Source organism: Labrenzia sp. PHM005 (assembly GCF_006517275.1).
GTDB lineage: Bacteria > Pseudomonadota > Alphaproteobacteria > Rhizobiales > Stappiaceae > Roseibium.
The window spans coordinates 6,063,419-6,075,660 of sequence record NZ_CP041191.1 but is presented as its reverse complement, the minus strand read 5'-3'; the positions used below and the strand labels follow the sequence as shown (position 1 = coordinate 6,075,660).

Annotated in this window: 12 protein-coding genes; 10 read left to right on the top strand and 2 right to left on the bottom strand. The window is 55.5% G+C overall.

What is annotated here, in order from left to right:
• Nucleotides 1-12: 12 nt before the first annotated feature.
• The 9 genes from peaB (at nucleotide 13) to FJ695_RS27480 (ending at nucleotide 10,406) form a co-directional block, all read left to right on the top strand.
• Nucleotides 13-1,449: a quinohemoprotein amine dehydrogenase maturation protein gene (gene peaB, locus FJ695_RS27520; RefSeq protein ID WP_141188423.1), complete on the top strand. Its 1,437-nt coding sequence runs from the start codon at nucleotides 13-15 to the stop codon at nucleotides 1,447-1,449.
• On the top strand, nucleotides 1,446-1,778 hold the full coding sequence (gene qhpC / locus FJ695_RS27515) for a quinohemoprotein amine dehydrogenase subunit gamma (protein WP_141188422.1): 333 nt from the start codon (nucleotides 1,446-1,448) through the stop codon (nucleotides 1,776-1,778). Before peaB ends, qhpC begins: the two co-directional genes overlap by 4 nt.
• A 34-nt stretch (nucleotides 1,779-1,812) precedes the next feature.
• Complete coding sequence (gene peaD / locus FJ695_RS27510) at nucleotides 1,813-2,901, top strand: quinohemoprotein amine dehydrogenase subunit beta (protein WP_141188421.1); 1,089 nt, start codon at nucleotides 1,813-1,815, stop codon at nucleotides 2,899-2,901.
• A 371-nt stretch (nucleotides 2,902-3,272) separates the two neighbouring features.
• Nucleotides 3,273-5,030 (top strand): ABC transporter ATP-binding protein, encoded by a 1,758-nt coding sequence (locus FJ695_RS27505; RefSeq protein ID WP_141188420.1) that lies wholly within the window; start codon nucleotides 3,273-3,275, stop codon nucleotides 5,028-5,030.
• Nucleotides 5,027-5,665 carry a hypothetical protein gene (locus FJ695_RS27500; RefSeq protein WP_141188419.1) on the top strand — a complete coding sequence of 213 codons (639 nt, stop codon included), beginning with the start codon at nucleotides 5,027-5,029 and terminating at the stop codon, nucleotides 5,663-5,665. The genes FJ695_RS27505 and FJ695_RS27500 overlap by 4 nt, the downstream gene beginning before the upstream one ends.
• 142 nt (nucleotides 5,666-5,807) lie before the next feature.
• Entirely contained in the window at nucleotides 5,808-7,157 is a 1,350-nt protein-coding gene (locus tag FJ695_RS27495) for an aspartate aminotransferase family protein (protein WP_141188418.1), read from the top strand.
• Nucleotides 7,154-8,239, top strand: coding sequence for an anhydro-N-acetylmuramic acid kinase (locus tag FJ695_RS27490; protein ID WP_141188417.1), 1,086 nt, complete (start codon nucleotides 7,154-7,156; stop codon nucleotides 8,237-8,239). The genes FJ695_RS27495 and FJ695_RS27490 overlap by 4 nt, the downstream gene beginning before the upstream one ends.
• 37 nt (nucleotides 8,240-8,276) lie before the next feature.
• On the top strand, nucleotides 8,277-9,638 hold the full coding sequence (locus FJ695_RS27485; protein ID WP_141188416.1) for an FAD-dependent oxidoreductase: 1,362 nt from the start codon (nucleotides 8,277-8,279) through the stop codon (nucleotides 9,636-9,638).
• 150 nt (nucleotides 9,639-9,788) lie between these two features.
• The gene (locus FJ695_RS27480) at nucleotides 9,789-10,406 is read left to right on the top strand and encodes a GntR family transcriptional regulator (protein ID WP_141188415.1); all 618 of its coding nucleotides are present in this window, start codon (nucleotides 9,789-9,791) and stop codon (nucleotides 10,404-10,406) included.
• Nucleotides 10,407-10,445: 39 nt separating this feature from the next.
• Here the strand turns inward: FJ695_RS27480 and FJ695_RS27475 are convergent, their stop codons facing one another.
• Nucleotides 10,446-10,859, bottom strand: coding sequence for a helix-turn-helix domain-containing protein (locus FJ695_RS27475; protein WP_141188414.1), 414 nt, complete (start codon nucleotides 10,857-10,859; stop codon nucleotides 10,446-10,448).
• Between the two features lie 90 nt (nucleotides 10,860-10,949).
• Between FJ695_RS27475 and FJ695_RS27470 the strand changes: the two genes are divergently transcribed.
• A complete protein-coding gene (locus tag FJ695_RS27470) occupies nucleotides 10,950-11,723 on the top strand; it encodes a YdhR family protein (RefSeq protein ID WP_141188413.1) in 774 nt (257 codons plus the stop codon).
• Nucleotides 11,724-11,804: 81 nt separating this feature from the next.
• Here the strand turns inward: FJ695_RS27470 and FJ695_RS27465 are convergent, their stop codons facing one another.
• Entirely contained in the window at nucleotides 11,805-12,200 is a 396-nt protein-coding gene (locus FJ695_RS27465) for an MAPEG family protein (RefSeq protein ID WP_141188412.1), read from the bottom strand.
• Nucleotides 12,201-12,242: the final 42 nt, after the last annotated feature.

The window sequence follows — 12,242 nt, the reverse complement described above, 5'->3', positions numbered from 1 at the left end:
GGAGGAAAGACTATGGGATACCTGTTTTTTCAGCCTCAAAACGCGCACCGGGTGGAAGTCGACGGACGGCATTTGCTGTTCCACGTACCAACCACCTCGCTATTCGAAATCGACCGGCTGGATAACGACGTCATCGATCTCTTCGCCGACCGTGAGCGGATCAGCGAAGGGGACGTTCGTGAGCGATTTGAAGGCCGGGTTGATCCGGATCTTCTAACCGAACGCATCCGCGCCTTGTTGGATCTCGATATCGTCACGGACGGCCGTCCACCAAGGGCTGAACGTCCACCGGTGCACATCGAGAACTTTCCGCTGACGACGATCGTTCTCAACGTCAACACCGGTTGCAATTTGTCTTGCACCTATTGTTACAAGGAGGATCTCGACACGCCGTCGAAAGGCCGGCGGATGGCGTTTGAGACGGCCAAACGCTCGATCGAGCTTCTGTTGCAAGAAAGTCCGGACCGCGACTGCTACAATGTTGTCTTCTTTGGTGGCGAACCCTTAAGCAATCTCGGTCTTATCAAAGAAGTGGTTGCTTATGCCGAAGACCGTTTCGGCAATCTGGGTAAGAAGGTCGATTTCACGCTGACAACCAATGCGACACTTCTCAACGAAGAAATTGTTGATTGGTTGAATGCCCACCGGTTTGGCCTGACCGTCTCCATGGATGGCCCAAAGGCACTGCATGACAAGAACCGCAAGACGGTCGGCGGCAAGGGCACGTATGATGTCGTTGCGGCCAAGACCAAGATGCTTTTGGAACGCTATACCTCCCGCCCAGTTGGTGGACGGGTAACGCTGACCCGAGGCGTTACGGCGGTCTACGACATTTGGGATCATCTCAAAAACGAGATCGGCTTTCACGAAGTTGGCTTTTCTCCGGTGACCTCCGGGCCGGTCGCGCCATTCAATCTGACCGGCGATGAGCTCGAGACGGTGTTTTCGGAAATGAAGCGACTCGGCCGGCGTTACCGGGACGAAGCGCTAAAGGGAACCAACATCGGCTTTTCCAACATGCACCAGCTGATGACGGACCTTTATGAGGGCCGGTCGAAGGCGCTGCCCTGCGGCGCCGGGCTTGGCATGCTGGCAGTCGATCATGAAGGCGGGCTCAATCTGTGCCACCGGTTCACCGGTTCCGATATGGATACCTTCGGAACTATCGACGGCGGCATTGAGAAACAAAAACTCGCCCGCTTCATCGAGGACCGTGCCGACAGGACGGAGAAAGGCTGTGCGACCTGCCGGATCCGCAACATCTGCGCCGGCGGCTGTTATCACGAAAGCTATGCGCATTTTTCCGATCCCATGAAACCGACCTACCACTACTGCGATCTCATGCGCGACTGGGTCGACTTCGGCATCAGTGTTTACGGCGACCTGATCGCCGGGGCGCCCGCCTATTTCACAGATCACATCATGCCGCGGAGGGCCTTCGGCAAATGAAACATTTAAAACCGCTCAATCAAAAAGCCGACCGCGTCGTAGATGCCGTCAAAACCGACAAGATGGATGAAGTCAGGGCGATGCAGACCGTCGTGACTGGCTGTACATCAACGCTCGATCCGGGCTGGGAAGTCGATCCCTTCGGCGGTGTCGCCGCTTTATGTCAGCCGATGGAAGCCGATCTTTATGGCTGTTCCGATCCCTGCTGGTGGCCGGCCCAAGTGCCCGACACCATCAACTCCTACAAGGATTGGAACGCCAACGCCGACAATGCCGGCAAGGACTGGCGCTCTCTGGGCACGGTCTTTCCGACCGATAGCGAAACCTGATTTGGCGCAAGCCACGAGAATTTGGAGACATCCAATGCGGAATTTGATCGCAACAACGGCGGCTTTGTGTCTGGGGCTGACGGCCCTGCCGGCGCTCGCCAAGGATTTAATTGTCACGGTCGCCAAACCCGACCGCCTTTATGTCATCGACGCCAAGGCGCGGACCGTAGAAACCGACTGTAAACTCGACTTCAACATCATTCCCGGCGTCATCGCCATGTCGCCGGACAACTCCATCGCCTACATTCTCGGCAGCCGCTGGGAAGATGTGTACGGCGTGGAGCTGGCGACCTGTAATACCGTCTTTTCGGCTCATCAGTCTGAAGGCGATGTGCGGCGCAAGACCATTGCTTCCCTGGCTGTCTCCAAGGACGGTTCTGAGGTCTATACCGTTCGCAATCCGGTGCGTCTGCATCCGGATCGGTTTGAAGTGATGGAGCCGGAATTTGCGGTCTATGAGACGTCAGCCGGCTTGGATGCGCAGCCGGCGCGCGTGTTCCCGGCGCCACGCCGCGTAACTGTGATGGCTGCCGGCCGCAACGGCGAGGTCTATGCGGGCGGGCATGACATTTATGCCTTCGATCCGAAGACAGGAGATATGTCGGTAAAAATCGCCAATGCCTCCTGGGACCGGCCAACCTATTCGCCGCCGGACGTCTTGGCTTTCTGGCCGATTGGCACCCAGGCCGACGAATTCATGTTGCTTTATTCGGCAGCCAAATTCACCGATGAAACGCAAAGCGAACTCGCGGATTTTGTCTGGGGTTATCAGTCGGTCGACTTGACCACCGGTGAGTCAGAAATTGAGGACTTTGCCAGTTTCGAGGTGATCATGTTCTCCGCCGTGCGCGATCCGAACAACAAGAAAAACCTCTATGGCGTTTACACCCAGCTCTCCAAACATGATCTTGAAACCAAGGAACTGGTGAAACGGGTGGACCTGCCGCACACCTACTACTGCATCAATATCTCCTCAGACGGCAAGGAACTCTATGTCGGCGGCACCAATGACGACATCGGTGTCTACGATGCAGATACCCTGGAACGTGTCGGTGAGATCCTGTTGCCGTCCGGTGGCGACATGGCTGCCAGCACGATGCATGTGATCAGCACCGGCAGCTGACCAAAATCTCCTGCACAAGCTGTTTTGTGCAGGAAACACTTCTTCTCTTCCATTGTGAGAGATCGGAGCAATGCTCAAGGTGAGGGTAGGCGAGGCAATTAGCTCAAGTAGTCAAGCCAGTTCGTTTTTGCTGTACCTAATAGGCTGCACATACGATTGTCATCCCGGACGACGCGCTTGCGGAGGTCCGGGATCCACTCGTTTGCAGAGCTTCGGTAAAAACCCACTTTTTCTGCGGCAAGCGGAGATGCGAGTGGATCCCCGCTCGGGGGCTGGGATGACAAATGCAATAGCCTCTCACCTCAGCCCTCTCCCAATAGGAGAGGGATTGTGTTTATGAGGCAAAGCCGCAGTGAGTCGGATAGGATTTGATGGCGCTGGTGACAAACATTGCGACTACGGAAAAGACAGCTGTACCTGAGAAGGCGCAGCAGCCATTTTTCCTTACGTTTCTGGTTCGCGTCTTTGGCGCACGTGAAGCTGGGTGGCTTGCGCCCTTGGTCCTGCCCTATCGCAAACCGCTTCTGGGTCTGTTTGTCTTATCCATGGCGTCGGCCGCCGCAGCCTTGGTACCGCCATGGCTGACAAAACTTGTCATTGATCAGGGCCTGATGGCTGGTGACAAGCAGGCTTTGCTCACCTTTGTTCTACTATTGTTTGGGATTGGATTGGCAGCTCTTGGCCTGGGTGCGCTTAATTCCCTTCTGCATCTGCGGTTTTCAGCAAGGCTATTGGCCGATCTGCGGCGGGGGGCAGTAGCCCGAATACTAGGCCAATCGCCCCGCTGGCAGGCAAAACAAAAAATCGGCGAATTGATGAGCCGCTTGGATGGGGATGCTGGAGAGGTTCAGCAGTTTACATTCGCTGTTCTGGTTTCGGGAGCAGGCAGTATGCTCCGCTTGATCGGCGGCGTGGTCATGCTTTTCGTACTGTCTCCGCCGTTGGCATTGATGGCGCTCGCCCTGGCGCCGATTGAACTGCTTTTCTTTGCCAAAGCGCGGCCGGTGACGCATGCCCGTGCCCGCGATGTCCGCTCTGCACGTGGATATCTGGCATCCGGTCTGGCGGAAACCATAACCGGATTATCAGCGCTGCGGGCGCTCAATGCTTCGCAATGCGCTGCGAACGATATTGAACAGCGCCAGCAAGGGCTGATCGGCGCCTTGATGACGGCGCAAAAGTGGAGCGAAATCACCCGAGCCGTTCCGCTTGTATTGACGGCCATCTTGCGCGGTGCTGTTTTTCTCGTCGGTGGCCTCGCTGTTATCGATGGCACCATGCCCCTCGGCTCGCTGATAGCCTTTACCGCTTATCTCGGCTTCTTGATTGGCCCGATGCAGTCCTTGATATCCCTCTGGCATGGCCAGGCGCGCATGCGCGCCGCCCTTGACCGGCTGGACCAAATCATGAGCGCTGAACAAAAGGTTCAAGAGCCCAGCCGTCCAATTGCTCTGCCCAAAAACGGTGGTGGGCTTGAAATCAAAAACGTTGCCTACGCGCCTTTTGAGGGTCGGCCCTTGTTTCTAGGGTTGAGTGCTCGTGTTCCTGCTGGGAGCAAAACACGTCTTTTGGGAGCCTCAGGAACCGGAAAATCGTCTTTGCTCGGATTGCTGCAGAGGCATGACGACCCGAATGAAGGCTCTATTGTAATCGACGGCGTAGATCTGCGGCATGTGAGCCTCCAAGAAGTGCGGTCCTCTGTCGCTCTGGTCCCGCAAAAGGGGCACGTCTTTTCCGGCACACTTGCAAGAAATCTGCTTATGGGAAGCCCACAAGCTACAGATGCGCAAATATGGAATGTCCTCTTGCTCGTTGAGCTGGCGGACAGGTTTGAAGCAGACGGGCTTGAGACCCCTTTGGGAGAAGGGGGTCTTGATCTGTCCGGAGGTGAACGTCAGCGCTTGTGTTTGGCCAGGGCGCTCCTGCAACCTTTCAGAGTTCTGATCCTAGATGAAAGCCTGTCAGAGGTGGATGGCGCTTGCGTCCAAAGGATTGTTGAACGGATCGACACTGTGTTTTCAGACCGAACGCGGATCATCGTGACACATGGAAATCTCGCCCATTATGGCGCCTTCGACGCCGAGATCGATCTGACTGATTTTAATCTGAGGGAAGGCGAAGGTGCATGATCCGGATCGGATTGATTGATGGGACATTGCCGGCGGATTGGCCGGGGCTGGCAAAACAGCGGAGCTTCTGCGAGCCAGATGGTGCTCCTCTGGCCGAAACCCATGCTAGGGCGATGGCCGAATCGATCCGGAGTTACTGTGAAAAAACAGAGTTCATCAATGCCGCCGTGTTTCCGGGTCGGCTATCCACTTCCATCGAACACGTATGCCAGGCGTTAGACTGGTTCTCAGAAGATCCCCCGGATATCGTCTTGTGTTCTTTCGGGACGGCAAAAACATCTCTGGACCTCAGTCTTCTAACAGCCCGCCTCCTGTTGGCGAATTGTTTGGTGGTTGCCTCATCTCCGGCGCGCGGTGAAACGGTCTATCCGGCGGGAACACCCGGCGTTGTCTCCGTGCAAGGAGACGCCCGTTGTGCGCCGTTTGAGTTTTCCAAACTCGATTTACCGCACGCGGAATTTGGAGCTTGCCCGTTTGTGCAAGGCTACCCGGACATTCGCGGAGCCAGCGCCGCCGCCGCCCATGTGGTTGGCCAAATGGCTGCTGATTTGTGCGTAAAAAGTGAACTAGGAAAAGAACCACTCGAATTTGCGATCAAGTATTTTGGCCGGGAATACCGGAGTGCTGCCGAGTAGATCTCGCACCTGCAATCCAAAACCAAACTCTTTGCTTTCCGTTTTTTGAAAAAGGTTCTAGCTTGCCTCAATGGCTTGTGCAGACAACGGATTTGCGCAGGGCTCCCATCTATTGATCACCACCAAAATTTAGAGGCGTTTCATGGCGCAGCTCCCCAATTCCCTCGAAGCCCGCGACATCGCGGCCCAACTGCACTCCTACGCGGACGCCCGCAAACAGGAGGAAACTGGAGCGCTTGTCATCGACAAGGGTGAGGGGATCTATGTTACGGACATCAATGGCAAACGCTATATCGAAGGCCTCGCTGGCCTCTGGAGCGTGGCTGTCGGCTTTGGCGAAAAGCGCCTGGTGGAGGCCGCAACCCGCCAAATGGAAAAGCTGCCCTATTATCACACCTTCACCTACAAGACACACGGCCCCTCGATCGAACTTGCCGAAAAGCTGATCGAGATGGCGCCGGTGCCGATGTCCAAGGTCTATTTCACCAACTCCGGGTCAGAGGCAAATGATACGGCGCTCAAGCTGATCTGGTACCGCTCCAATGCGCTCGGTCAGCCACAACGCAAGAAGGTGATTTCACGGGTACGTGGGTATCACGGTGTGACGATTGCGTCCGCCAGCCTCACAGGCCTGCCGAACAACCACCGGTCTTTTGATTTGCCGTTGCCCCAAGTCCTGCATACGACCTGCCCGCACTATCGCAGTCAAAAGAAGGATGGCGAAAGCGAAGCTGATTTCGCGAAGCGCTGCGCACAAGATCTGGAAGACCTCATCATGGCGGAAGGCCCCGAAACAATTGCCGCGTTTTTCGCTGAACCGGTTATGGGCGCTGGCGGCGTTATTGTGCCGCCGGACGGATATTGGGAAGCGGTTCAGCCGGTACTGAAAAAATACGGCATCTTGTTTGTGGCAGACGAAGTCATCTGCGGCTTTGGCCGGACCGGCAATATGTTCGGCACGGAAACCTATAAGCTTCAGCCGGACATCATGACGCTCTCCAAGGCGCTGTCGTCCTCATATCAGCCGATCTCCGCCCTGTTGATCAACGATGATGTCTACCAGCCGATCGCCGATGAATCGCACAAGATTGGGGTTCTGGGACATGGATATACCGGCAGTGGCCATCCAGTGGCGGCGGCTGTTGCGCTTGAAAATCTGAAGATCATTGAAGAGCGGGATCTTGTGGGCAATGCCCGCGCCGTTGCACCGCTTTTCCAGAAACGTTTGGCGCAGCTGGCAGAGAACCCGTTGGTCGTTGAGACCAGAGGTGTCGGGCTGATCGGGGCGGCAGAGCTCCATCATGAAGCTCTGGCGGACACACCTGGGGCCTTGGGCGCGCAAACCAATGCAATGTTCCATGAAAGGGGCCTGATATCCCGCAACATGCTGGATGCAATGGCCTTCTGCCCGCCGCTGATCATCACGGAAGCCCAAGTCAACGAAATGTTCGATATAGCCGAAGACGGCCTTCGGGCGGCCGCAAACTTATGACGGCCTGGTCCATCGTCGGTACCATCAGCGGGACCTCCGCCGATGGTATCGACCTGGCGCAAATTTCTACAGATGGCCAGCAAGTCTTAGGTTTTGGCGCGGCGGACACGGTTAGTTATCGGCCTGATACCCGGACACGTGTCTTAGAGGCAGCGGCGAAAAAGGGTGCCGGCCGCGAGCAATGGCCGGATCTGGCACGCGCCGTTACCGAAGATCATATCTCAGCGATAACAAACTTCCTCAGTAGGGAAAACCTGTCGCCGGATGCCATCGTCTTTCATGGCCAAACCGTATGGCATGATCCAGCTGCCGGAGAAACCGTGCAGCTCGGTGATCCGCACATGCTTGCCAATTCTTTGGGTATCCAGGTCATTGGCGATGTCCGGCTGGCGGACATGGCCGAAGGCGGCCAGGGCGCTCCGCTTGTCCCCGTTTATCATCAGGCGTTGGCCCGGTCGCTGGTCGGTTCGGACAAGGAGCCGATGTGCTTTTTAAACATCGGTGGTGTGTCTAACCTAACCTACATCGATGGCGACGACATTCTCGCTTTTGATATCGGTCCGGGAAATGCGCTTCTGGACGATTGGGTGCGCCAGCACGGGAAAGGCAATTTTGATGCCCGTGGTGAGATTTCTGCCAAGGGGCAGGTGGCGGAAAACAGGTTGGCGGACGCGCTCAAACACCCGTATTTGTCCGAGCCAGGTCCAAAGTCTCTGGACCGCTACAGTTTTTCCGGCGCTTTTGTTGAAGGGCTAAGTCTGGAGGATGGTGCGGCCACCTTACTTGCCTTCACAGTGCGGGCTGTTTCTCACGCAGAAACACTTTTGCCTCAGCAGCCAAAATCGTGGCTGATCTGTGGTGGCGGGAGGCATAATCCTGTGTTACTGCGCGAATTGCAGGAAGAGCTGTCCGGTGACGTTGTCTCCGCTGATGTTTTCAAGATTGATGGCGATGCGCTTGAGGCTCAGGCGATGGCCTTCATAGGCGGACGGCTCTTGGCCGGACTGCCGGCAACCTTCCCTGAAACGACTGGGGCAAAACGCCCGGTTACTTGCGGCAAGATCTACCAGCCGGGCACATAATCCGTGCGGTAGTTTGGAAAGTTGTTTTGGAGGAAGCGTGAAAACGATCACGGAACCCGCGCGCGAAATCAATGTCATTCACGAGACCGATGTTCTTGTCGTCGGGTCGGGCCCCGGCGGTTTGGCTGCGGCTCTCGGCGCCGCGCGCGCTGGCGTTGATGTCACCTTGGTGGAGCGGTTCGGTTGTTTGGGTGGCAACATCACAGCCGTTGGGGTGGAGGGCTTTGCCTGGTACCGGCACGAAAAAACCATCGACACAGAAGGTGTCGGCCGCGAGTTTGAAAGCCGGGCCCGCGAAGCTGGCGCGACCACACCGGAACCACAATCTGACAGCGATGCGATTGACGCTGAAGGATTCAAACTGGTTGCCGACAATCTTGTCGAAGAGGCGGGTATCCGGCCGATGATGCATCGGGCCTTTGCTGCGCCGATTATGGATGGCAATGAAATCAAGGGCATCATTACCGAGAGCAAGGCAGGGCGCGAAGCGATCCTGGCTAAACGCGTGATCGACGCAACCGGCGATGCGGACATTGCTTACCGGGCAGGTGCCGAGACCTGCAAGACGCCGATTGAAGAAATGCAGGCGGCCTCTGTTATGTTCTCCATGAACGGCGTCGATAAGAAAAAATTCATGGATGCGGTCAAGGCCGATCCGCACACCTATAAGGACTGGGAAAGCGGCGAGTGGACGGTGGAAACCACTGGCAAAGAGGACGCTATGTTCTCACCGTTCCTGAAAAAACCGTTCAAACAAGCTTTGGAAGCCGGCATCATTCCGGCCCATTTGCAGACCATTTCCGGCACTTGGGGCGCGGTCTATGACAGCGGTGATCTCACCTATCTGAACCTGGTGCATTTGCCGGAATGTGACGGCACCGATCCCGATTCCATGACGAAAAACGAAATCGAGGGACGCCGCCAAGCCATGCTGGCGGTTGAAGCGCTGAAGCGTTATCAGCCGGGCTGCGAGGCCGCAAAGCTGCGCAACTTCGGTATGACCATCGGCATCCGCGACACCCGCAAAATCCTGGCCGCCTATGACATGACTGGGCACGATGTGCGTGAGCAGGGCCGTTTTGACGACAGCGTTGGCATCTTTCCGGAGTTTATCGATGGCTATGGCATCCTGATCCTGCCGACGACTGGCCGCTATTTCCAGCTGCCGTACCGGACCATGTTGCCGAAAAGGGTTAAAAACCTTCTGGTCGCCGGCCGGGCAACCGGCGGTGACAAGGTTAGCCACGCGGCGACCCGCAACATGATGTGCTGCACGGTAACGGGGCAGGGCGCAGGTGTTGCAGCGGCCATTTCGATCAAACACGGCATTGATCTCAACGCCATGGATATCTCTTTGTTGCAGGGTGAACTGAAACGCCAAGGCGTGCGTCTGCATTAAGACTGTAGCTTAAGTCGCAAATATATCGAGCTGTCCCGGACTTGTTCCGGGACCTCAAACATTGGCCCGGATCAAGTCGTGGGCGGCAAAGAAGGTGAAATGCGCTGCCCAGCTTGCGCATAAGCGCCGAGACAGGCTATCAGATTTGGCATGAACGGATCTGAAATCTACCACCGGCTGATTGGCCTCATCGAAGAGCGCACATTAAAGCCGGGAGACCGCCTGCGCGAAGCGGACCTTGCAGAAACATTTGGCGTATCGCGCACACCCATCCGCGAAGGGCTGAAGCGGCTTGAAGCGCAGGGTTTGGCGGTCCACGAGCCGAACCGCGGCATGGTGGTTCCAACGCTTGACCACAATCAGATCAACGAAGTCTATTTCATGCGCGAGGTTCTTGAAGGGACGGCCGCAGGCCTTGCTGCAAAACATGCTTCCAAACCGGAAATTGAGATCCTTCAAGATCTCGTGGTAGCAGACCGTCAGAGGATCGCTGACAAGGACAGCCTTGTGCGCTCAAATCGGGAATTTCACCGCCGCCTATGCCTGGCATCCCACAACCGCTATCTGGTTGATCAAATCGAACATTTGCGGCTGTCGCTGATCCTGATGGCCGGAACGACGCTGGACACCCCGGAGCGCCGGGAAACGGCGGTCGAAGAACATGCGGCCATCGTCAACGCGATTGCCGATGGAAATCCAGATACAGCCGAAGCAGCAGCCCGTTTGCACATCGCCCACGCCCATAAAACGCGGCTGCAGCAAATCTAACTTTCAGGCAAGTCGTTTTCTTAGATACACGCTTGAATCTTAGGGCAGTTTGCCGGTCCGGATATCGTCTTCAAAGCCTTGCTTGTTGGTTCGAACCTTTTCGAGTGTGTCCGTCATGGCATGCGGAACGGTGTTGTATTTGCCGCTCCATAAGATGATCTCTGAGATCACCGGGGCGAGATCCCGGCCCTTTTGGGTGAGTTCATAGACAAAACTGCGCCAATTTTCCGGATCCCGATGTTTTGTCACTAGCCCTTGTGCTTCCAGGTGTTTCAGGCGCTGCGCAAGAATGTTGGTTGAGATCCCCTCCCAGCCTTCAAGCAACTGCCCATAAGTTGTCGCCCCTTTGATGGCCATGTCGCGGATGACAAGCAGTGTCCACTGGTCCCCAAAAGTGTTCAGCCCAAAAGCGATGGGGCATCCGGAATCATATTTGTCTGATTTTTTGGTCATACAGAAATTTACACAATCAACTTGCAAAATGCAATTTGATAACGTAACTCAAATGAACTTGCATAATGCAAGTTGATAGAGAGGTACGGAATGACGAGCAGAAATCAGCCAAGTGAAACCGCTGCGGACTTCCAGATTTCGAGGCGGAAATTAATTGCCGGTGCGGCAGCCGCCACAGCGGTTGCCGGCCTTCAGCCGACCCTTCTTAATGCGCAGGAGAAATTGAAAATGACGCCACAAGCCTTTGTCTACACGGAAGTCGCGATTTCGGTTCCGTTCGAAAATGCACCTTGGGAAAAAATCAATGAAGCCATACGCGAGCAACCGGGATTCTTGAACAAGACTTGGCTGCATGGGCATTCCACCCAAAGCGTTGGCGGCTTTTACGCCTTCGACAGCATCGACAACGCTCGAAAGTTTGTGACCGAGTATTTTCCGACCGAACCGCGCTCATTTGGGGTGGCTCACAATACAAGGGTCTTTGACGCGGCTGTTGTGAAAGATGCGAGCGTAGACCTGGGAGCGGTGCATTTTGGAGAGGCAGCGGATCAGAAACCGGGCGCGTTTGTTTACACCGAACTACAGTTCTCCAAACCGTTCAAAGAGTTCAACTGGCAAGAGCGGAACAAAGACCTTAAGCAGGTTTCTGGATTGCAGAATAAGGTTTGGTTGAGCGGCCTTCAAACACATACGCTTGGCGGCTTTGATGCCTTTGAAACTGTGGAGCAGGCGCTCGATTTCGCCATCAATCAGTTTCCTCAGACCGCTGCAAATGTCGGCTGTGCTTTTTACACGAGAGTGTTTGATGCCAGCGTTACAGCGCGGGCCAGCCGGGAAATGAATTCGCCCTATTACACCGCCTAACTATTTGAAGATAGAGCGCGGGTCCTGAATTAGGGCCGCGCTCTAGTCAAAATGGTATGACCCATCGGAGGGCAACTGAATTCAAAAAGATAATAGAGGGATCAGAAGTGTAGCAAATGCCGCTGTCCCCAAAACACCGAATGTTATGGCCGTGCCGGTTGTTCGAAACTTTAAAGGTTCTGGATCCTGGCTGACACCATAGGCATGCAAGCATCGCCCAATCAGAAGGAACAGGCCGAGGCCGGCAGTGAGCCATGTCCAAGCGCCCTGAAGTTCAAGGATTAATATCAGCAACAAGGCAAATGGTGTGTATTCGGCAAAGTTGCTGTGCACCCGTATCCGGCGTTGTAAAGCTCTGTTGCCTTTGTCACCCAATGCAATTTGTTCTGCGTGGCGGGAATTGATGACCCGCACACTCAAAGCCAGGTAAAGAAGTGCCAAAAGACCGGCGAAAATGGGCGTCACAACAACCGGCATGGAAGTGCCTTCCTCAGATGCGAGTCAAAAGCGTTTCGATTG

Bases quoted from the DNA above. Each gene is read 5' to 3' on its own strand.
- FJ695_RS27505 (WP_141188420.1), top strand. From the start codon at position 3,273: ATGGCGCTGGTGACAAACATTGCGACTACGGAAAAGACAGCTGTACCT.
- peaD (WP_141188421.1), top strand. From the start codon at position 1,813: ATGCGGAATTTGATCGCAACAACGGCGGCTTTGTGTCTGGGGCTGACG.
- FJ695_RS27495 (WP_141188418.1), top strand. From the start codon at position 5,808: ATGGCGCAGCTCCCCAATTCCCTCGAAGCCCGCGACATCGCGGCCCAA.
- qhpC (WP_141188422.1), top strand. From the start codon at position 1,446: ATGAAACATTTAAAACCGCTCAATCAAAAAGCCGACCGCGTCGTAGAT.
- FJ695_RS27475 (WP_141188414.1), bottom strand. From the start codon at position 10,859: ATGACCAAAAAATCAGACAAATATGATTCCGGATGCCCCATCGCTTTT.
- FJ695_RS27480 (WP_141188415.1), top strand. From the start codon at position 9,789: ATGAACGGATCTGAAATCTACCACCGGCTGATTGGCCTCATCGAAGAG.
- FJ695_RS27500 (WP_141188419.1), top strand. From the start codon at position 5,027: ATGATCCGGATCGGATTGATTGATGGGACATTGCCGGCGGATTGGCCG.
- FJ695_RS27470 (WP_141188413.1), top strand. From the start codon at position 10,950: ATGACGAGCAGAAATCAGCCAAGTGAAACCGCTGCGGACTTCCAGATT.
- peaB (WP_141188423.1), top strand. From the start codon at position 13: ATGGGATACCTGTTTTTTCAGCCTCAAAACGCGCACCGGGTGGAAGTC.
- FJ695_RS27465 (WP_141188412.1), bottom strand. From the start codon at position 12,200: ATGCCGGTTGTTGTGACGCCCATTTTCGCCGGTCTTTTGGCACTTCTT.
- FJ695_RS27490 (WP_141188417.1), top strand. From the start codon at position 7,154: ATGACGGCCTGGTCCATCGTCGGTACCATCAGCGGGACCTCCGCCGAT.